We start from the raw sequence: 20,432 nt of genomic DNA, 5'->3' as shown, positions 1-20,432 counted from the left end.
CGGCTTTCTTCTGTGCTCTACCCTGGAAAGCTTGCATGCACCGCCGCAAACCCGACCCGCTCGCGCATGACACCTGTCGCGGGTTTTATGCCGACATCCTGCATTTCCTGCGCAAGCGCATGGACAACGCCAGTGATGCTGCCGACATGACCCAGGACGTGTTCACCCAATGGCTGGGTTACCGCGACCGGGCACGGGTGGAACAACCGCGAGCGTTTCTGTTCCAGGTCGCGCGCAATCTGCTCAGCGATCACTGGCGACGCCAACGTGTGCGGCACACGCTACTCGATGATCAAGCAGCGGTCGACGAACATGCGGTCATCGATAGCAACGCCGACCCCCTTAATCACGCTCAGCAGCAACAACGCCTGGAGCAATTGAAGAGCGTACTCGGCGAACTCTCGCCGCGCCGACGCGAAGCCCTTATGCTGCACCGCTTCGAAGGTTTGACGCAGGCACAGATTGGTGAGCGCATGGGCATCTCGGTGAGCATGGTGGAAAAACACATTGCCGCTGCACTGCTGCATTGCAAGCAACGCCTGGACAGTGACAACGGCATGGAGCAGCCTGAATGACCACCCTCCCCGATACCACCAAGCGCTCGGTCGACGCTCAGGCTGCCAGCTGGTTCACCCGTAACCGCAACAACCCTTCGCGTGCCGCGCGCAAAGACTTTGCGCTGTGGTTGCAGACGCCTGAACACGCCCGTGCCTACCAGCAGTTCGAACAACTCTGGGACGACCTTGGCGCACTCAAAAGCCTCAACCAAGTGGTGCCGTTGCCCGCACGCAAAGCACGCAACTGGCGGCCGGCACTGGCAACCGCCGCGGCGCTGGTTTGTGCACTGCTGGCAGGCAACCTGGGGCTGCCGGCTCAGCATTACCAGCACAGCGTGGCGATCACCAGCGAACAAGCGCAAACCCTGGAACTGCCTGATGGCAGCCAGCTGAGCGTCAATGCCCATACCCGATTGCGTCTGGACTTCAACGCCGAGCGCCGCCTGATCCAGCTCGACAAAGGCCAGTTCTACATCGACGTCGCCGCCGACAAAGAGCGCCCGCTGTTGGTCGATGCCGGTAACGCCCACGTGAGGGTGGTGGGCACCGGCTTCGACCTGCGCCGCAGCCGTCAGGAGCTGGTGTTGAGTGTTGCCCACGGCCAGGTCGCGCTGGAAACCTCTGAGCGAGGCGCGGCAGCGGCCCTGTTCGGTGCCGGTCAGCGCGCCATCTACGATGCGGCGCGCGGTACGCTCAGTGCTCAGGCGCTGGGCAACCAGGAGGTGGCGGACTGGCGTGGCGGTCATGTGACCTTCCGCGATCGCGAGTTGAGCAGCCTGATCGATGAAATTTCCCTCTACCGCCCTGCCGAAATCGTGCTGGCCGACCCGGCGCTGGGCCGTTTCCGAGTCTCGGGCAACCTTGATGTCAACGACCCCGATGCCTTGCTCAACGCCTTGCCCGCCCTGCTCCCGGTCAAAACCATGACCCTGGCCGATGGCCGTCTGCGGATCGAACGCCGCTAAATTCTGAGAATATTTTTCATTCGCATATGAGGGTTTTCCGCTGCACCGCGTCTTCCTCCCGTCTGCGTAGTCATTGCAGGCCTTTTTGGCCTTTGTTGCCGTACTGGGGGATTTCATGTTGCGCGCGTTTCGTCCATTCACACCTTTGTCTGCCCGTCCATCGCTGCTGGCTGCCTGCCTGGCCCTGAGCCTGCAGGTTGAAGCCGCGCCGGTCGCGTTGAACCTGCCAGCACAATCGCTGGCGGTGTCGTTGAGCCAGCTGGCGCAACAGGCCAAGGTGCAACTGCTGTTCGACGAAACGGTATTGCGCAGCGTGCAGGCCCCGGCCCTGAATGGCGCTTACGAACCTCTGGAGGCGATCGAGCAACTGCTGCGCAACAGCCGCTTTACCGTAGTCAAGATGGGCAGCACTTACGTGGTGCGCCTGCGCGAAGACGACCCGACCGCCGACAACGGTATCCAGTTGGGCGCAGTGAGCATTGTCGGCGACGGCCAGCAGATCGACCCCAGCACCGTCGGGCGCTCGACCCTGACTCAAGAAGACATCGATCGTTACCAACCCAGCAACATCCCCAGCATCCTCTCGACCCTGCCCGGGGTGAACATGGGCGGCTCGGCCAAACCCGGCGGCCAGACCATCAACATCTGGGGCCTGGGCGACGCCGAAGACGTACCGATGACCGTCGACGGTGCAACCAAAAGCGGCTTTGAACGCTACCAGCAAGGCACCATTTTCATCGAGCCGGAGCTGATCAAGAACATCGAAGTCGAGAAAGGCCCGCACTCGATCTACACCGGCAATGGTGGCTTCGGTGGTAGCGTCAACATGACCACCAAAGACGCCCCGGACCTGCTGCAGGAAGGCCGCAACAGTGGCGCCATGCTCAAGTACGGCTATGCCAGTAACGATCATCAGCAGGTGTACAGCTCGGCACTGTTTGGCCGTACCGATGATGGCCGCATGGACGCACTGGCCTACCTGACCAAGCGTGACGGTGGCGACATGAAACTAGCCGACACCCCACCCGATCCGGACAACCTGTACCCGCTCAATCCCCAGCGCCTGCCTAACAGTGCCCTGGACCTGGACGGTGCCCTGTTCAAGTTCAACCTGCACCTGAGCGACGAACACAGCCTGGGCTTTTCCTGGTCGCGCTCGGAAAGTGAGCGCTGGGCGCCATTTTCCTCCACCTCCTACCCGTCGCCTCCGTCGCAGGGTGATGTCGACAGATACGGCTACGAAGCGGCGCTCAAACGCAAATTGGCCCACCGCACGACCACTGACACAACCTGGTCGACCACCTACAAATACCAGCCGATCAACAACCCGTTGGTGGACCTGACGGTGAAGTATTCGGTGTCCGACACCGAGCAGACTGATGAGCGCGAGGCCACGGCGTACTTCCAGCCGTCCACTGGCGGACGCAAGATGGACACCGAATACACCGACCAGATGCTCGATGTACGCAATACCAGCCTGTTCGCCACCGGCCCGCTGGAACATGCCTTCACCGCCGGATTCCAGGTGCGCCGCCATGAGCGCGACACCGAAATGTGGATGCCGGGCAGCAAGTACGAGACGCCGCTGTACAACAACGGCATTTACCAGCCGAACTTCATGCCCAGCGGCAGCGTCGACAGCCAGGGCTACTTCATCCAGGATGCCATCACCCTTGGTGAGGTCACCGTGACGCCATCGCTGCGCTACGATCACGTTGCCAACAAAGGCAAGGAAAACGACGCGCCGTTCTACAACAATCCACAGCTGGGCCACGACTACAGCGAGAAAACCTACACTGGCTGGTCGCCACGCCTGTCGGTGTTCTGGAAAACCAACGAGCAAACGGCGTTCTTCGCCGACTACAGCAAAACCTGGCGCGCACCCGTGCTCGATGAGCAATACGAAATCCAGGGGCTGGGCAGCCGCACCGCCAGCAGCCGCAACCTCGATCCCGAGCGCATCACCGCCCTGCGCGCCGGTAACATCACCACCCTCTCGAATGTGTTCACCGATCAGGACAACGTACTGATCCGCACCACCCTGTTCCGCAACAAAATCGATGACGAGATTTTCAAAGCCACCGGCATCGGCTGCCCGGAGCAACTGGTCAACGGCCTAAGCATCGCCAAGGCCTGTGGCGGGGGCTTGATGTCCAACTACCGCAACATCAACAGCGTCACCATCAAAGGCTTTGAAGTCGAAAGCTTCTACGACTCCACCTACCTGTTCGGTTCGGCTTCGTATTCGTGGATCAGCGGCCGTCATGAAGGCGCCTACACCAACCCGTGGGGGCCGGACGTCTGGGCCAAGGACATTCCAGCACCGAAGTGGATCACCACCCTGGGCGTGAAGATCCCCAGCTGGGATGCCAAGGTCGGCTGGCAGGCGCAGTTCGTGCGCAAGACCGACCGCCTGCCCAGCGACAAGTACCGCGAAGGTCCGGCCAGCGGGCTGGGTGACCGTTACTACGATCACTACGCCAACGACGACTATCAGATCCACGGCCTGTTCGCTAACTGGAAACCCCAGCAGCCGTACCTCAAGGGCACCGAGGTCAACCTGACCGTCGACAACCTGTTCAACAACGACTACCGCGCCGAACTCAGCGGCGACTATGCCTACAGCCAGGGGCGCAATGCCAAGATAAGCATCACCCGCTTCTTCTAAGACGACGGCAAACTGTACGGATGAACTTGTGAGCAACTGTAACAAGATCATCCGTGCCAGCTGTGGCTCAATGGCTGGACTTATCTGCCACAGGCTTTTGCTATGACCAGCCGCGAAAACACCGGAATGGCCCTCGGCCTGCTTGGTGTCATCATTTTCAGCCTGACCCTGCCAATGACCCGCATCGTCGTGCAGGAAATGCATCCGTTGCTCAATGGCCTCGGCCGTGCCTTGCTTGCCGCGATTCCCGCAGCGCTGTTGCTGCTGTGGCGGCGCGAGAAATGGCCGACCTGGCAGCAGATCAAAGGCCTGAGCCTGGTGGCCCTGGGGGTGATTCTTGGCTTCCCGGTGTTTTCCGCCTGGGCCATGCAAAGCGTACCCGCCTCCCACGGTGCCCTGGTCAACGGCCTGCAACCCTTGTGCGTTGCCTTCTATGCTGCCTGGTTGTCCCATGAACGGCCGTCAAAGGCCTTCTGGGCGTGCGCCGCGCTGGGCAGTGCGTTGGTGCTGGTCTACGCGATGATCATGGGCGCCGGGCAGATTCAGGCCGGTGACCTGTTGATGCTGGCGGCGATTGCCGTCGGTGGCCTGGGGTATGCCGAAGGTGGGCGGCTGGCGCGGGAAATGGGCGGTTGGCAGGTGATCTGCTGGGCTTTGGTGCTGTCCAGCCCGCTGTTGATCGGCCCGGTGGTGTACCTGGCCCTGCAGCATCAAGGCCCGGTCAGCGCCAAGGCCTGGTGGGCTTTTGGCTATGTGTCGCTGTTTTCGCAGTTCATTGGCTTCTTTGCCTGGTATGCCGGATTGGCCTTGGGCGGCATTGCGCGGGTCAGCCAGATTCAGCTGCTGCAGATTTTCTTCACCATCGCCTTTTCGGCGCTGTTCTTTGGTGAGCAGGTTGAGCCGATCACCTGGGTGTTTGCCGCGGGGGTGATTGCTACTGTGGTGTTGGGGCGCAAGACCCGTGTGCATCCAGCGCCGGTGAGGGTCTGACGGGCCTCATCGCGGGGCAAGCCCGCTCCTACCGGTAGGAGCAGGCTTGCCCCGCGCTGCTTTACAGCGGAATCAAACCATCCGCCCGCAACAGGGTCTCCAGGCAATGCTCCTTGACCCCATAGAATTCTTTCAACTGCTGGATCTTCTCCAGCAGCGCCGCTGAATCCCCTGGCGTCTGACGCTTCACCGCAAGAATCATCTTGTTCTTGTTGGTGTGCTCCAGCGAGATGAATTCGAACACCTTGGTTTCATAACCACAGGCTTCCAGGTACAACGCGCGCAGGCTGTCGGTAAGCATTTCGGCCTGCTGCCCCAGGTGCAGCCCATACTGCAGCATCGGTTTGAGCAAACCCGGACTGTGCAACTGCGGGCGAATCTGTTTGTGGCAGCACGGCGAGCACATGATGATCGCTGCGCCACAGCGAATGCCGGTGTGAATCGCGTAATCGGTGGCAATGTCACAGGCATGCAAGGCAATCATCACCTCGATGGCACTGGGCACCACGCTGCGCACATCTCCACACTCGAACACCAGACCCGGATGCTCCAAGCGCGCCGCAGCGGCATTGCACAGCTCGACCATGTCCTTGCGCAGCTCCACGCCGGTCACCTGAGCCTCACGCTGCAGGGTGTTACGCAGGTAATCGTGGATGGCGAAGGTCAGGTAGCCCTTGCCCGAACCGAAATCGGCCACTCGCAAGGGCTGGTCCGCCGCCAGCGGTGCAGTGCTCAGGGCATGGGAAAACACTTCGATGAACTTGTTGATCTGCTTCCACTTGCGCGACATGGCCGGGATCAACGCCTGTTGCTTATCGGTGACGCCCAGGTCGTGGAGGAACGGACGGCTCAGTTCCAGGTAGCGCTTTTTCTCCCGATCGTGCTCACCCGCTGCGGCAGGACGCGCCTGCTGCACGGCGTTGCAGTGCAGCATCGGCTTGCCCTTTTTGCTGAACTCCAGCTGCGCTTCATCGCTCAGGCTCAACAGGTGGGCGTTGCGAAACGAACCCGGCAACAGCTCGGCCACCAACGCCAGCGCCTCTTCATTGGGCAGGTTGCGGGTAATGTCACGGGTCTGATAGCGGTACACCAGCGACAGGCAAGCCTGGCCCTTGACGGTCAAGGGCTTGGCGATAATCCGCTGCAAGGCTTCTTCAGTACCGACATGGCGTGCCAGCACCAGCTTGATCAAGGCATTTTGTTGCAGGCTGGTGGCGAGCAGGCTCAGAAACTGCGCACGCGCATCCGGCGCAGCCTGGGCGGTGGGGGAATCGGACATCGGAAATGGGTGCCTCGGATTGACCGACGGTAGGAGCGGGCTTGCCCGCCAAGCGTGTTGACTGACACACCACAATCGCGGGGCAAGCCCGCTCCTACCGAGAATGGGAAAGTTCGGCATTTTACGTGGAGGAGTGTTTCCCGCTCAAGCCAGCACGACTAAACGGTTAGGCAGTTCATTGCGTTCGTGGGTCAACGGCACATGCTGGCTCAATAGCTCACCACAGGCTTCGATGCAGGTGACAAAGCCCTGCAAGGTCTGGCCCTGGCGCACCTGCTCGGTAAAGCGCTGGACGATGGCCTCCCAGACCTGGTTGTCCAGACGCCGGGAAATGCCTTCATCCACCAGGATTTCAACGTAACGCTCGGCCTCGCTGACGAAAATCAGCACCCCGGTGCTGCCCGCCGTGTGGTGCAGGTTTTGCTCGAGAAACTGCCGCCGGGCCAGGTTCGAGGCGCGCCAGTGCCGCACCGTGCGCGGAATCAGGCGGGAGGTCAGGACCGGCAGGCGAAACAGCAGGCACAGCACGATGAAGGTCAGCCACTGGGCAATCAGCAAGCCATCGACACTCAACCAGCCGCCCAGGTAATACACCGCACCCGGCACCAGCAAGGCCAGCAGGCTGGCCCACAGCAAGGGGATATAAGCGTAATCGTCAGCGCGGGTAGCCAGCACCGTGACCAGCTCGGCGTCGGTGCGTCGCTCGACCTTGGCGATGGCCTCGGCAACCTGTCGCTGTTCGTATTCACTGAGCAATGTCATGCCCTGAGTCTCTCCTTGATTATTGTTTTACCAGCCACCGGAAGAACCTCCTCCACCGAAGCCACCTCCACCGCCACTGAAACCACCGCCACCACCACCGCCGCCAAAGCCGCCATAGCCACCGCCAAAACCACCGCCCATGCCCCCCATACCACCACGGCCACCGCGACCACCGCCGCCCAGCCCCAGGGACTGCAAGGCGAAGACGACAATAATCAGCAACACAAAAATGCCCACCGACCAGGCCGGCGCGCCCTCTTCGCCGCCACCCTGTGCCCGGGACGGCTCTGCCAACGGGTTGCCACCCAGGACCTGCAAGATGGCTGCAGTGCCCTGGACGATGCCCAGGCTGAACTCGCCACGGCGAAACGCAGGCGTAATGATGCCGTTGATGATCACCGATGCCTGGGCGTCGGTCAGTCGTTCTTCCAGGCCGTAGCCGACTTCGATGCGCAGCTTGCGCGCCTGCGGCGCAACGATCAACAACGCACCATTGTCTTTATTTTTCTGACCGATCCCCCAATGCCGGCCCAATTGGTAGCCAAACTCCTCGATGGGCAGGCCCTGCAGGTCATTCACGGTGACCACCACCACTTGCTCGCCGCTGGCCTGCTCATGGGCGGTGAGCATGCGTTCAAGTTGCGTGCGGCTGCTGTCATCAAGCAGGCCGGCGTTGTCCACCACCCGCCCGGTCAGGGCCGGAAAGTTCAGCTCGGCCCGCAGCGGTGTGACAATCAGCAACGCCAGCAGCAACGCCCACTGCACCAGGCGCATCAGAATTTCACTTCAGGGGCTTTGTCGGCATCAGCGGCAGTGGCCTCGAAGTTCTCCCGAATTGGCAGGCTGCTGTACATCAGGCTGTGCCAGATACGCCCGGGAAACGTGCGAATTTCGGTGTTGTAGCGTTGAACCGCGGCGATGAAATCCTTGCGCGCCACGGCGATACGGTTTTCCGTCCCTTCAAGTTGCGACTGCAGGGCGAGGAAATTCTGGTTCGATTTGAGGTCTGGATAACGTTCCGACACCACCATCAAACGGCTGAGTGCACCGCTCAACTGCGCTTGCGCCTGCTGGAACTGCTGCAGTTTCTGCGGATCGTCCAGGGTGCTGGCATCGACCTGGATCGAGGTTGCCTTGGCCCGCGCTTCAATGACCGCCGTCAGGGTTTCCTGCTCTTGTTTGGCATAGCCTTTGACGGTTTCGACCAGGTTGGGGATCAAGTCGGCGCGGCGCTGGTACTGGTTCTGCACCTGAGCCCAGGCGGCCTTGACCTGTTCGTCATAGTTGGGAATGTTGTTGATTCCGCAACCGGCCAGCAGGCTGCCCAGCATTAGCAGCAACCACAGCCTTACGCTCTTGAACTGGATGACCTGCATAGTGGTTCTTCTCCTTGATCAGCGTGAATCATCGAACTTAAGGCATAATCCGTCACCGCCGCTGGCTGGTAACGGCCCAATTGGCTAAAAGATGCCCCAGCAAACTACAACAATAGCCGCTTCCCCAACTTCGGCTGGGCAGTATCACCGTGAATACTGCCCTGGGCCTTGAGAACAAACTAAATGAACAAGCTGTGTTTGCTGGGCCTGGTCGTCAGCCTGGCCAGTCAGTCGGCCTTTGCCGATACCCCTGCTGATCCGTTGAAGACTAAACAGGCATTCATTGCCGACCTCATGGGCCAAATGACCCTGGACGAGAAGATCGGCCAATTGCGCCTGATCAGCATCGGCCCGGAAATGCCACGCGAGATGATCCGCAAGGAAATCGCTGCTGGCCGCATCGGCGGCACCTTCAACTCGATCACCCGTGCCGAGAACCGTCCAATGCAGGACGCGGCCGGCCGTAGCCGCCTGAAGATCCCGATGTTCTTCGCCTACGACGTGATCCACGGCCACCGCACGATCTTCCCGATCAGCCTGGCCCTGGCCTCGAGCTGGGACATGGACGCCATCGCCAAGGTCGGCCGCGTGTCAGCTCTGGAAGCCTCGGCTGACGGCATCGACATGACCTTTGCGCCGATGGTCGATATCGCCCGCGACCCACGCTGGGGCCGTACCAGCGAAGGCTTTGGTGAAGACACTTACCTGGTATCGCGCATCTCCAAAGTCATGGTCGAATCGTTCCAGGGCAAAAGCCCGGCCGAGCCCACCAGCCTGATGGCCAGCGTCAAGCACTTCGCCCTGTACGGCGCCGTGGAAGGCGGACGCGACTACAACACCGTCGACATGAGCCCGACGAAGATGTTCAACGACTACCTGCCCCCCTACCGCGCGGCGATTGATGCCGGCGCCGGTGGTGTGATGGTGGCCTTGAACTCGATCAACGGCGTGCCGGCCACTTCCAACACCTGGCTGATGAACGACCTGCTGCGCAAGGACTGGGGCTTCAAGGGTGTGACCGTCAGCGACCACGGCGCCATCACCGAACTGGTGCGCCACGGCGTCGCACGCGATGGCCGCGAGGCGGCAAAACTGGCGATCAAGGCCGGCATCGACCTGAGCATGAACGACTCGCTGTACGGTGAAGAACTGGCCAGCCTGCTCAAGGCTGGCGAAATCAACCAGGCCGATATCGACAACGCCGTGCGTGAAGTACTCGGCGCCAAGTACGACATGGGCCTGTTCGCCGACCCGTACCGGCGCATCGGCAAGGCCAGCGACGACCCTGTCGACACCTACGCCGACAATCGCCTGCACCGCGCCGAAGCCCGTGATGTCGCACGGCGCAGCCTGGTTCTGCTGGAAAACCGCGAACAGACCCTGCCGCTGAAAAAATCCGGCACCATTGCCCTGGTCGGCCCGCTCGCCGACGCCCCGATCGACATGATGGGCAGCTGGGCTGCAGCCGGTCGTCCACAGCAATCGGTCACCGTGCGTGAAGGCATGCGCCAGGTCCTCGGTGACCAAGCCAAGGTGATTTACGCCAAAGGCTCCAACGTCACCCATGACAAGGCCATTCTCGACTACCTGAACTTCCTCAACTTCGATGCCCCGGAAATCGTCGACGACCCACGTCCGGCTGCGGTGTTGATCGATGAGGCGGTCAAGGCAGCTAAACAGTCCGATGTGGTCGTGGCGGTGGTTGGCGAGTCCCGTGGTATGTCCCACGAGTCGTCGAGCCGCACCACCCTGGAAATCCCGGCAGCCCAGCGCGAACTGATCAAAGCCCTGAAAGCCACCGGCAAGCCGCTGGTACTGGTGCTGATGAATGGCCGTCCACTGTCTTTGAGCTGGGAACGCGAACAAGCTGACGCCATTCTGGAAACCTGGTTCAGCGGTACCGAAGGCGGCAATGCCATCGCCGATGTGCTGTTTGGCGACTACAACCCGTCGGGCAAACTGGCCATCACCTTCCCGCGCTCGGTCGGGCAGATTCCGATGTACTACAACCACCTGAGCATCGGCCGCCCCTTCACCCCTGGCAAGCCTGGCAACTACACCTCGCAGTACTTCGAGGAGCCGAACGGCCCGCTGTACCCCTTCGGCTACGGCCTGAGCTACAGCGACTTCAGCGTGTCGCCGCTGACCCTGTCGAGCAAAACCCTGAAAAAGGGCCAGACCCTCGAAGCCAGCGTCGAGGTGAAAAACACCGGCAAGCGTGACGGTGAGACGGTCGTGCAGCTGTATGTACAGGACATCGCCGCGTCGATGAGCCGCCCGGTCAAGGAGCTGAAGAACTTCCAGAAGGTCATGCTCAAGGCCGGTGAACAACGCACCGTTCGCTTCCAGATCAGTGAAGAAGACCTGAAGTTCTACAACACCCAGCTGCAATGGGCGGCTGAGCCCGGCGAGTTCAATGTCCAGGTAGGCCTGGACTCGCAGGCGGTGCAGCAGCAGCGATTTGAACTTCTGTAAACCGTTGCCAAGCGTCAAGGGAAGGCCAGGAGGCCTTCCCCATCTGCCGGGGTCTGCACCATGCCTTATTCGTTTCGCGCCCTGCGTCTGGGGCTGATCATTTTCTTCATCCTGGCCGGCACCTTGTTCACCGCCGGCTGGGCCATGCACCATGCCAAGCGCCAGTCGATGGTCGAGGATGCCACGCGGGCCAGCCAACAGCTGGGCCTGTACGCCAACTCCCTGCACACCTTGATCGAACGCTACCGTGCCCTGCCTGCGGTGCTGGCGTTGGACCCGGAGCTGATCAGCGCTCTCAGCGGGCCGGTCAATGCGCAGGTCCAGGACACCCTGAACCGCAAACTCGAACGAATCAACGGTGCCGCCAACTCCTCGACCCTGGAGTTGCTCGACCACACCGGCCTTGCCGTGGCCGCCAGCAACTGGCGCTTGCCCAGCACCTATGTCGGCTCCAACTACGGCTTTCGCCCTTACTTCAAACAGACCCAAAGCCAGGGCAGCGGACGCTTCTACGCCATCGGCGTGACCAGTGGCGTGCCGGGCTATTTCCTCTCCAGTGCCGTGCAGGATGAGCACCAGCGCTTTCTCGGCGCCATGGTGGTGAAGCTGGAGTTCCCCGAACTTGAGCGTGAATGGCGCCAGGGCAACGACGTCCTGCTGGTCAGCGATGCCCGCGGGATCATCTTCATTGCCAACCAGGAAGGTTGGCGCTATCGCCACCTCAAGCCGTTGACCAATGCCGATCGTGCTGAACTTGCGGTCACCCGTCAGTATGACAAGCAACAGTTGGTGCCGCTGCAGCATCAGGTGCTCAGCCGTTTCGATGACAACAGTCACTTGATGCGCGTGCAGGGGCCGGAAGGCAGCAGCGAATACCTGTGGGAAAGCTTGCCCCTGGAGGCCGAAGGCTGGACCTTGCACTTGCTGCGCAAGCCGCAGGTCAGCGACGACGGACGTAATGCCGCCCTGGCCGCTGCGGCGGTGTGGCTGAGCCTGGTCTTTGCCTTGTTGTTCATCAGCCAGCGCCTGCGCCTGGCGCGCTTGCGTCAGCGCAGCCGTGAAGAACTCAAACGCCTGGTCGAGGAACGCACCCGTGACCTGCGCACCGCGCAGGAAGGCCTGGTGCAATCGGCGAAGCTAGCGGCGTTGGGGCAGATGTCTGCGGCCCTGGCCCATGAGATCAATCAGCCGCTGACCACCCAGCGCATGCAACTGGCAACCTTGCGCCTGCTGCTCGACAACCAGCGCTACGAGGAAGCCGCGCAGGCGCTCGAGCCGCTGGAGCAGATGCTCACCCGCATGGCGGCGCTCACCGGCCACTTGAAAACCTTCGCCCGCAACAGCCCCAGCGGTTTGCGCGAGCGTCTCGACCTGGCCACCGTGGTCGATCAGGCCTTGCAGTTGCTGGAAACGCGCATCCGCGCCGAGCAGGTAAAAGTCTCCCTGTACCTGGCGCGCCCAGCCTGGGTACGTGGTGACGCGATCCGCCTGGAACAGGTACTGATCAATCTGCTGCGCAACGCCCTGGATGCCATGGCCGGTAAAAGCTACAAACGCCTGGAAATCCGTATCGAAGCCGAGGCCGAACACTGGCGCCTGAGCGTGCTCGACAGCGGAGGCGGGATCGCTGAAGAACACCTGGCCAACGTTTTCGATCCGTTCTTCACCACCAAACCCGTGGGGGAAGGGCTGGGGCTGGGCCTGGCGATATCCTATGGCATCATTCATGAAGCCGGTGGGCGCCTGACCGTCGATAATCAACCTGGCGGCGCCCGCTTCAGCCTTACCCTGCCCTGTGATCTGGAGCCTTGATGTTCAATTCGGTAATGGTCGTCGACGATGAAGCCAGCATTCGTACTGCGGTCGAGCAGTGGCTGAGTTTGTCCGGCTTCAACGTGCAGCTGTTCAGCCGCGCCGAAGACTGCCTGAGCCAACTGCCTGAGCATTTCCCCGGTGTCATCCTCAGCGATGTGCGCATGCCCGGCATGGACGGCCTGCAATTGCTTGAACAGTTGCAAGTGCGTGATGCCGACCTGCCGGTGATCCTGCTGACCGGCCACGGTGATGTGCCGATGGCCGTCGAGGCCATGCGCAACGGTGCCTATGATTTTCTGGAAAAGCCGTTCAGCCCGCAGAGCCTGCTGGGCAGCCTGCGCCGGGCCCTGGAGAAACGCCAGCTGGTGCTGGAGAACCGCCGCTTGCATGAGCAGGCCGACCTCAAGGCACGCCTGGAACTGAACCTGCTGGGCATGTCGCAAGGCATGCAGCAGTTACGCCGTCAAGTGCTGGACCTGGCCAGCCTGCCGGTCAATGTATTGATTCGTGGGGAAACCGGTAGCGGCAAGGAACAGGTTGCGCGCTGCCTGCACGACTTCGGCCCGCGGGCGGGCAAACCTTTCGTCGCGCTCAATTGCGCGGCGATTCCCGAGGCTTTGTTTGAAGCCGAGCTGTTCGGCCATGAAACCGGCGCCTTTACCGGCGCGCAGGGCAAGCGCATCGGCAAGCTCGAATATGCCAATGGCGGCACGGTGTTCCTCGATGAAATCGAAAGCATGCCCCTGGCCCAGCAAGCCAAGTTGTTGCGTGTGTTGCAGGAACAGAAACTGGAGCGCCTTGGCGCCAACCAAAGCATCAACGTCGATCTGCGCATCGTCGCGGCAACCAAGCCTGACCTGCTGGAAGAGGCGCGTGCCGGGCGCTTTCGCGAAGACCTGGCGTACCGCCTGAACGTCGCGGAGCTGCGTCTTGCGCCGTTGCGCGAGCGCCGCGAAGACATTCCGTTGCTGTTCGCGCACTTTGCCCGTCAGGCTGCCGAGCGTATCGGCCGCAGCGCTCCTCAACTCAGCGCTGCGCACCTGGGACGCCTGCTCAGCCACGACTGGCCGGGCAACGTCCGCGAACTGGCCAACGCCGCCGAACGCCACGCCCTGGGCCTGGGCGAACCGGAAGTTGCGCAGGTTGAGTCCGGGCAGTCGCTGGCCGCCCAACAGGAAGCCTTTGAAGCCCAGTGCCTGCGTGCCGCGCTGAGCCGACACAAAGGTGAAATCAAGGCGGTGATGGAAGAGCTGCAACTGCCCCGCCGCACACTCAACGAAAAGATGCAGCGTCACGGCCTGCTGCGCGAAGACTTTCTCTGAACCCGATAAGCGGATTCTTGCCGATAGCGATGAAAGCAATGAGCGGATTTCCGCTCATCCGCCACCAGCAACCCTTCTAAACCGGGCCTTCAGCACCTGGCACAGCTCCTGCTATAGCCCTGGCAGGCTGCGTTTCGGCGCGCTCCACAAAAACAACTATGAAGGTCCCTTCGATGGATAACTCCACCACCCTGCCCGCCGGGGCGGCCGTTGCGCCCGCCGCGGATAAAACCACCCGAAGCCGACTCAAGTCGATTTTCAGCGGTTCGATCGGCAACATGGTCGAATGGTACGACTGGTACGTCTACGCCGCGTTTTCCCTGTACTTCGCCAAAGCCTTTTTCCCTGCCGGTGACAGCACCGCACAGTTGCTGAACACCGCCGCGATCTTCGCCGTGGGCTTTTTGATGCGCCCGATCGGTGGCTGGCTGATGGGTATCTACGCCGACCGCAAGGGCCGCAAGGCGGCGCTGATGGCTTCGGTCCTGCTGATGTGTGCAGGCTCGCTGGTGATCGCCCTGACCCCTGGCTATGAAACCATCGGCGTTGCCGCGCCTGTCCTGCTGGTGATCGCCCGCCTGATGCAAGGCCTGTCGGTCGGTGGCGAGTACGGCACCTCGGCCACCTACCTGAGCGAGATGGCGACCAAGGAGCGTCGTGGCTTCTTCTCCAGCTTCCAGTACGTGACGCTGATCTCCGGCCAGCTCATCGCCCTGGCGGTGCTGATCATTCTCCAGCAAACCCTGACCACCGAGCAGCTGTATGCCTGGGGTTGGCGCGTACCTTTCGTGATCGGCGCATTGTGCGCAGTGGTCGCGCTGTACCTGCGTCGTGGCATGGAAGAAACCACCTCCTTCACCAAGAAGGAAAAGTCCAAGGAAAGCCTGATGCGCACCCTGATGCGCCATCCCAAGGAACTGGCGACCGTGGTCGGCCTGACCATGGGCGGCACCCTGGCCTTCTATACCTACACCACCTACATGCAGAAGTACCTGGTGAACACTGTCGGCATGAGCATCAGTGATTCGACCACCATTTCGGCGGCGACCCTGTTCCTGTTCATGTGCCTGCAGCCGATCATCGGCAGCCTGTCCGACAAGATCGGCCGTCGTCCGATCCTGATCGCCTTCGGCGTGCTGGGTACCCTGTGCACCGTACCGATCCTGACCACCCTGCACACCATTCAGACCTGGTGGGGCGCGTTCTTCCTGATCATGGCGGCGCTGATCATCGTCAGCGGCTATACCTCGATCAACGCGGTGGTCAAAGCCGAACTGTTCCCAACCGAGATCCGCGCCCTGGGTGTCGGCCTGCCCTACGCACTGACCGTTTCGATCTTCGGCGGTACCGCTGAATACGTCGCACTGTGGTTCAAGAGCCATGGCATGGAATCCGGTTTCTACTGGTACGTGACGGCCTGTATTGCCTGCTCGCTGCTGGTCTATGTGTTCATGAAAGACACCCGCAAGCATTCGCGGATCACCACCGACTGAGTCTTAGGCTGTGGTTTGAAAAGGGGGCGTCCAGCAGTGGACGCCCCCTTTTTTGTGTTTAACGCCGAATTAATTGCGCGCTGTCATCTTCATGTCTATCGCGGGGCAAGCCCGCTCCCACAGGTTGCTCTGATCCCCCCGGTGGGAGCGGGCTTGCCCCGCGATCAGGCATCACCACGAATAAACATATCTATTAAATAGATTTTTATGCGCTATTTTTTGCGCTTTTTAATCAATTTAATCGGCGTAACATCAAACCCATAGAAACAAACAACCCCACACCACCCCGGAGCAACGACCATGAAAAGCAAACTGATCCTGACCCTCGCCTTCTCGGTACTGGCTGCCAACGCGTTCGCCGAAGACGGCTTTGACCGCACCAACAGCCACAACTTCGGTGCCGTACAAACCCAATCGGCTACCTACGCTGAAGACGGTTTCGATCGTACCGGCGGCGCCAAATTCGCTGAAGACGGCTTCGATCGTACCGGCGGTGCCAAATTCGCTGAAGACGGCTTCGACCGTACTGGCGGCGCGAAATTCGCTGAAGATGGTTTCGATCGCACCCAGGCCCACCGCATCAGCTAAGCGCTGATACGACGCAGTCAGCCCGGCCCCGGCCGGGCTTAATCGTTTTCAGCCGGGCAAAGCCTTGGCACACTAAGCGCTTATTCACAGGGAAGGCCGCAAGGCCAGCGCAGATGTATTACTACGAACCCGCAAAAGGCCACGGCCTGCCTCACGACCCGTTCAACGCCATCGTCGGCCCCCGCCCTATTGGCTGGATTTCCTCACAGGACAGCGATGGGCATCTGAACCTTGCGCCGTACAGCTTCTTCAACGCCTTCAACTACATTCCGCCAATTATTGGTTTCTCCAGCGTCGGGCGCAAAGACAGCCTGAACAACATCGAGAAAACCGGCGAGTTCGCCTGGAACCTGGCCACCCGCCCCTTGGCCGAGGCGATGAACCAGAGCTGCGCAGCCGTTGCCCCGCAAGTCGATGAGTTTGCCTTGAGCGGCCTGACACCGGTGGCGTCCAAGGTCATCGCCGTACCGCGCGTGCAAGAAAGCCCGGTGTCCTTTGAATGCAAGGTGACGCAAATCATTCAGCTGCAACGCGCCGATCAGGTGCTGGTGCCAAGCTGGTTGATTCTGGGTGAGGTGGTGGCCGTGCATATTGCCGAGCACCTGCTCAAGGACGGTATCTACGATACCGCTGCCGCGCAGCCGATCCTGCGCGGCGGTGGGCCTGCGGACTATTTCGAACTGGGCAACCTGTTCAAGATGGCCCGCCCGCTGGTAAACGACTGACTCACCACACCAGCTCGGCGTCGTCGCCGACATCCTTGAGACGTTCAAGCTCGGCACACGCCGCTTCATCGGCAGCCAGTGCGGTTTTGAAGACCTGCCCGTCGAGCACCTTGTGAAAACGAGGTGCTCCCGAAGCGCCCAAGCCTTTCACGGCGATTGCCGCACTGTAGCCTTCCTCACCACGTACGGCTGCTGATACTGCTTCGAACTGCGAAAACTCTCTACGTGCCATGTACCTGAAACCCGGATCAATTGACGAAAACCGTCATTCTACCCTGCTGCAGGCGTGGGCTTGCCCCGCGCTCGAAATTACACCGCCCTGAGCACATGCTTTAGCTCTTGAAAGGCACTCAAACCCCAAGGCCCCAGCTCCCGGCCGATGCTGCTCTGCTTGTAGCCACCCCAGGCGGTCTGCGGGAAGATCACCTGCGGCGCATTGATCCACACCAGGCCAGCACGCAAGGCATTGGCCACCCGCTCTGCCGCGTTCAGGTCACTACTGACCACACTGGCCACCAGGCCAAACTCGCTGTCATTGGCCAGCGCCAGCGCTTCGGCCTCACTGGCCACCGCACGCACACACAGCACCGGACCAAAAATTTCCTCACGCCACAGCGCACTGTCCAGCGGCACATCAGTGAACACGGTAGGGCTGATGAAATACCCGCAAGGCAAGGCTGAAGGCCGGGTACCACCGCACAGCAATTGCGCACCGGCTTGCAGCCCGGCAGCAATGTGCGCCTGCACCCGCTGGTACTGGAGCAGGTTGACCAGGGCGCCCATTTCATTCTCGCCGGTGAACGGATCACCCACGCGAATGGCTTCGGCGCGGGCTTTGAGCCGTGCGATAAAGTCCGGGTACAAGGCTTCTGCGACCAGTACGCGACTGGTAGCCGAACACATTTGCCCGGCATTGAAAAAACCGCCCATGCAGGCCAGTTCCACCGCCAGCTCAAGGTCAGCCGCTTCCAGCACCAGCAAAGACGACTTACCGCCCAGTTCCAGGCTCACGCCCTTGACCGTCTCCGCTGCCCGCTGCATGACCTGCACCCCCACCGCATTGCTGCCGGTGAAGGAAATTTTCGCCACACGCGGATCAGCCGCCAGGGCGGCGCCCACTGCAACGCCGGTACCGCAGACCAGGTTGAACACCCCGTCAGGCAAACCGCACTGGGCAATGATGCTGGCCAACTCCAGCTCTGCCAGCGGTGTCACTTCCGAAGGTTTGAGCACCACGCAACAGCCAGCGGCCAGCGCCGGGGCAAGTTTCCAGGCGGTGGTGACCATGGGGAAGTTCCACGGCACGATCAGGCCGACCACGCCGCACGGCTCACGTCGCAGGCGCGCGACAAACTCATTGCTAGGCAGCGCTACCGGGCGGTCTTGCCCTTCATCCAGCTGATCGGCAAGCTCAGCGTAATAACGGAATGTGGCGATGACATCGTCGACATCCATCTGCGCTTCGGCGAGCGGCTTGCCATTGTTACTGGCCTGCAAGAACACCAGACGTTCGCGGCGCGCCTCGACACCCTCGGCAATCGCCCGCAACAGCGTTGCGCGCTGGGCGCCGGTGGTAGCCGACCAGCCGTCGAATGCGGCCTGAGCGGCCAGGGTGGCGCGCTCTACCGCAGCGCCATCGCCGCCGGCCACGTCAGCCAACTGCTGCTCGTTGCTGGGGTTGATGACCTTGAGCGACTGAGGGCCATGCTGCCAGACACCCTCAATGTAAACACCGGCAATCTGCATCATGCTGGCACCGCCTGCACCCAGCTGTTCTGGTCGATTTCGATCAGGCTTGGGCCTTTGCGCTCGCATGCTTGACGCAAGGCATCACGCAGTTGCTCGACATTCCCCACCGCTTGGGCAGCACAGCCCAACGCCTTGGCCACGCCGATAAAGTCCGGGGTATGGATGTCTACACCAACCGGCTCAATGGCACGGTTGACCATGTATTTCTTGATTTCTTCGTAGCCCTGGTTGTTCCACAACAGGACGATCAGCGGCACCTGTGCCTCGGTGGCGCTGGCCAGTTCCGGCAAAGTGAACTGCAACCCGCCGTCACCAATCAGGCACACCACCGGCGCACGTTCTTCGATGGCCTCGGCACTGCCGAGCCAGGCGCCCATGGCCGCAGGCAAGGCGTAGCCCAGGGTGCCGTAACCGGTCGAGGCATTGAACCAGCGCCGTGGCTGATCCATATCCAGGGTCAGGTTGCCGGTGTATACCGGCTGAGTGGAGTCGCCGACCAGTACTGCGTTCGGCAGGGTTTCCAGTACGGTTGTAAGCATGCGCGTCTGGCTGTGCATCGGCAGGTCCCAGTCGGCGAGCAGGCGCTCACGCAAACGTGCTGCACGGTTGGCACCCCACTCGACAGCGCGTACCGGGGCTGGCTGTTCGGCCAGGGCCACCAGCAGCGCCTGGGTGGCTACCGTGGCATCGGCCACCAGGGCGATTTCTGGTGGGTAGTTACGCACCGTCTGGTCCGCGTCGATGTCGATGCGCAGCAGACGCCCAGGGATCTCGAACCCGCCTTTGAAGGTCACGTCGTAATCGGTTTCGGCCAGTTCAGTGCCGATCGCCAGCACCACATCCGCTTCGGCCACCAGTTCACGCGTTGCGACCAGCGACTGCGTCGAACCGATCTGCAGCGGGTGGTTGGCAGGTACTACGCCCTTGGCATTGATGGTCAGCGCCACGGGTGCCTGCAGGTACTCGGCCAGGCGCGTCAGTGCGGCGCTTGCTTCGATCGCGCCACCACCGACAAGGATCAACGGCCGGCGTGCATTGGCCAGTACATCGGCCATTGCCGCGACCGGTCCCGGCGCGGCGCCTGCCCGGGCCACGCGCACCGGCGTGGTAGCCAGCAAGTGATCGGCATCTTCGACCAGCACATCCAGCGGAATTTCGATATGCACTGGACGCGGACGGGCACCGTCAAACACGGCGAAGGCGCGGGCCAACACCATCGGCAGGTCATCAGCGCTCATCAAGGTGTGGGAAAACGCCGCGACGCCGGCAACCAGGCTGCCCTGGGCTGGCAATTCATGCAGTTTGCCGCGTCCGCCACCCAGCTGGTTGCGTGACTGCACGCTGGAGATCACCAGCATCGGGATCGAATCGGCGTAAGCCTGGCCCATGGCGGTGGTGATGTTGGTCATGCCCGGGCCGGTAATGATGAAGCACACCCCAGGCTTGCCACGGGTGCGTGCATAGCCATCAGCCATGAAGCCTGCGCCTTGCTCATGACGCGGCGTGATGTGACGGATAGAGGAACGCGCCAGCCCGCGGTAGAGTTCGACGGTATGCACGCCGGGAATTCCGAAGACATGGTCAACGCCATAGCCTTCAAGGAGTTTTACCAGTACTTCACCGCAAGTTGCCATGTTCGTCTGCCTGTTATTGTGCTGAAAACAGGCT

At 61.4% G+C, this 20,432-nt stretch carries 17 protein-coding genes; 10 read left to right on the top strand and 7 right to left on the bottom strand.

Features of this window, described 5'->3' with window-relative positions; all coding sequences use genetic code 11:
* The first annotated feature begins 35 nt into the window (after positions 1 to 35).
* From ACVWSC_RS05675 to ACVWSC_RS05660, 4 genes are all read left to right on the top strand, one after another.
* Positions 36 to 575 (top strand): RNA polymerase sigma factor, encoded by a 540-nt coding sequence (locus tag ACVWSC_RS05675; protein WP_442112439.1) that lies wholly within the window; start codon positions 36 to 38, stop codon positions 573 to 575.
* Positions 572 to 1,522, top strand: a complete 951-nt coding sequence (locus ACVWSC_RS05670) for a FecR family protein (protein ID WP_442112438.1) — start codon at positions 572 to 574, stop codon at positions 1,520 to 1,522. Before ACVWSC_RS05675 ends, ACVWSC_RS05670 begins: the two co-directional genes overlap by 4 nt.
* Before the next feature lie 115 nt (positions 1,523 to 1,637).
* Positions 1,638 to 4,190, top strand: coding sequence for a TonB-dependent receptor (locus tag ACVWSC_RS05665; protein ID WP_442112437.1), 2,553 nt, complete (start codon positions 1,638 to 1,640; stop codon positions 4,188 to 4,190).
* 102 nt (positions 4,191 to 4,292) lie between these two features.
* Positions 4,293 to 5,180 carry a DMT family transporter gene (locus ACVWSC_RS05660; RefSeq protein WP_442112436.1) on the top strand — a complete coding sequence of 296 codons (888 nt, stop codon included), beginning with the start codon at positions 4,293 to 4,295 and terminating at the stop codon, positions 5,178 to 5,180.
* A gap of 61 nt (positions 5,181 to 5,241) precedes the next feature.
* On the opposite strand, the gene ACVWSC_RS05655 is transcribed toward ACVWSC_RS05660, so the two are convergent.
* The 4 genes from ACVWSC_RS05655 to ACVWSC_RS05640 form a co-directional block, all read right to left on the bottom strand.
* A complete protein-coding gene (locus ACVWSC_RS05655; RefSeq protein WP_442112435.1) occupies positions 5,242 to 6,459 on the bottom strand; it encodes a class I SAM-dependent methyltransferase in 1,218 nt (405 codons plus the stop codon).
* A 144-nt stretch (positions 6,460 to 6,603) separates the two neighbouring features.
* A complete protein-coding gene (locus ACVWSC_RS05650) occupies positions 6,604 to 7,221 on the bottom strand; it encodes a TPM domain-containing protein (RefSeq protein WP_442112434.1) in 618 nt (205 codons plus the stop codon).
* A 27-nt stretch (positions 7,222 to 7,248) separates the two neighbouring features.
* Positions 7,249 to 7,995 carry a TPM domain-containing protein gene (locus tag ACVWSC_RS05645; protein WP_442112433.1) on the bottom strand — a complete coding sequence of 249 codons (747 nt, stop codon included), beginning with the start codon at positions 7,993 to 7,995 and terminating at the stop codon, positions 7,249 to 7,251.
* Complete coding sequence (locus ACVWSC_RS05640; RefSeq protein ID WP_442112432.1) at positions 7,995 to 8,597, bottom strand: LemA family protein; 603 nt, start codon at positions 8,595 to 8,597, stop codon at positions 7,995 to 7,997. The genes ACVWSC_RS05645 and ACVWSC_RS05640 overlap by 1 nt, the downstream gene beginning before the upstream one ends.
* Before the next feature lie 183 nt (positions 8,598 to 8,780).
* Between ACVWSC_RS05640 and bglX the strand changes: the two genes are divergently transcribed.
* The 6 genes from bglX (at position 8,781) to ACVWSC_RS05610 (ending at position 17,015) form a co-directional block, all read left to right on the top strand.
* The gene (gene bglX / locus ACVWSC_RS05635; RefSeq protein ID WP_442112431.1) at positions 8,781 to 11,072 is read left to right on the top strand and encodes a beta-glucosidase BglX; all 2,292 of its coding nucleotides are present in this window, start codon (positions 8,781 to 8,783) and stop codon (positions 11,070 to 11,072) included.
* Positions 11,073 to 11,132: 60 nt separating this feature from the next.
* Positions 11,133 to 12,884, top strand: coding sequence for an ATP-binding protein (locus tag ACVWSC_RS05630; protein ID WP_442112430.1), 1,752 nt, complete (start codon positions 11,133 to 11,135; stop codon positions 12,882 to 12,884).
* Complete coding sequence (locus ACVWSC_RS05625) at positions 12,884 to 14,209, top strand: sigma-54-dependent transcriptional regulator (protein WP_442112429.1); 1,326 nt, start codon at positions 12,884 to 12,886, stop codon at positions 14,207 to 14,209. The genes ACVWSC_RS05630 and ACVWSC_RS05625 overlap by 1 nt, the downstream gene beginning before the upstream one ends.
* A 173-nt stretch (positions 14,210 to 14,382) precedes the next feature.
* The gene (locus ACVWSC_RS05620; protein ID WP_442112428.1) at positions 14,383 to 15,702 is read left to right on the top strand and encodes an MFS transporter; all 1,320 of its coding nucleotides are present in this window, start codon (positions 14,383 to 14,385) and stop codon (positions 15,700 to 15,702) included.
* 300 nt (positions 15,703 to 16,002) lie between these two features.
* Positions 16,003 to 16,290 (top strand): hypothetical protein, encoded by a 288-nt coding sequence (locus ACVWSC_RS05615; RefSeq protein ID WP_157191316.1) that lies wholly within the window; start codon positions 16,003 to 16,005, stop codon positions 16,288 to 16,290.
* Positions 16,291 to 16,403: 113 nt separating this feature from the next.
* Positions 16,404 to 17,015, top strand: coding sequence for a flavin reductase family protein (locus ACVWSC_RS05610; protein WP_442112427.1), 612 nt, complete (start codon positions 16,404 to 16,406; stop codon positions 17,013 to 17,015).
* A 1-nt stretch (position 17,016) separates the two neighbouring features.
* Here the strand turns inward: ACVWSC_RS05610 and ACVWSC_RS05605 are convergent, their stop codons facing one another.
* From ACVWSC_RS05605 to ACVWSC_RS05595, 3 genes are all read right to left on the bottom strand, one after another.
* Positions 17,017 to 17,247 carry a hypothetical protein gene (locus tag ACVWSC_RS05605; RefSeq protein WP_442112426.1) on the bottom strand — a complete coding sequence of 77 codons (231 nt, stop codon included), beginning with the start codon at positions 17,245 to 17,247 and terminating at the stop codon, positions 17,017 to 17,019.
* 77 nt (positions 17,248 to 17,324) lie between these two features.
* Positions 17,325 to 18,764 carry an aldehyde dehydrogenase family protein gene (locus ACVWSC_RS05600; protein WP_442112425.1) on the bottom strand — a complete coding sequence of 480 codons (1,440 nt, stop codon included), beginning with the start codon at positions 18,762 to 18,764 and terminating at the stop codon, positions 17,325 to 17,327.
* Entirely contained in the window at positions 18,761 to 20,398 is a 1,638-nt protein-coding gene (locus ACVWSC_RS05595; RefSeq protein ID WP_442112424.1) for a 5-guanidino-2-oxopentanoate decarboxylase, read from the bottom strand. The genes ACVWSC_RS05600 and ACVWSC_RS05595 overlap by 4 nt, the downstream gene beginning before the upstream one ends.
* Between the last annotated feature and the right edge of the window lie 34 nt (positions 20,399 to 20,432).

Source organism: Pseudomonas sp. NUPR-002 (assembly GCF_056322725.1).
This window is presented reverse-complemented; position numbering and strand designations above follow the sequence as displayed.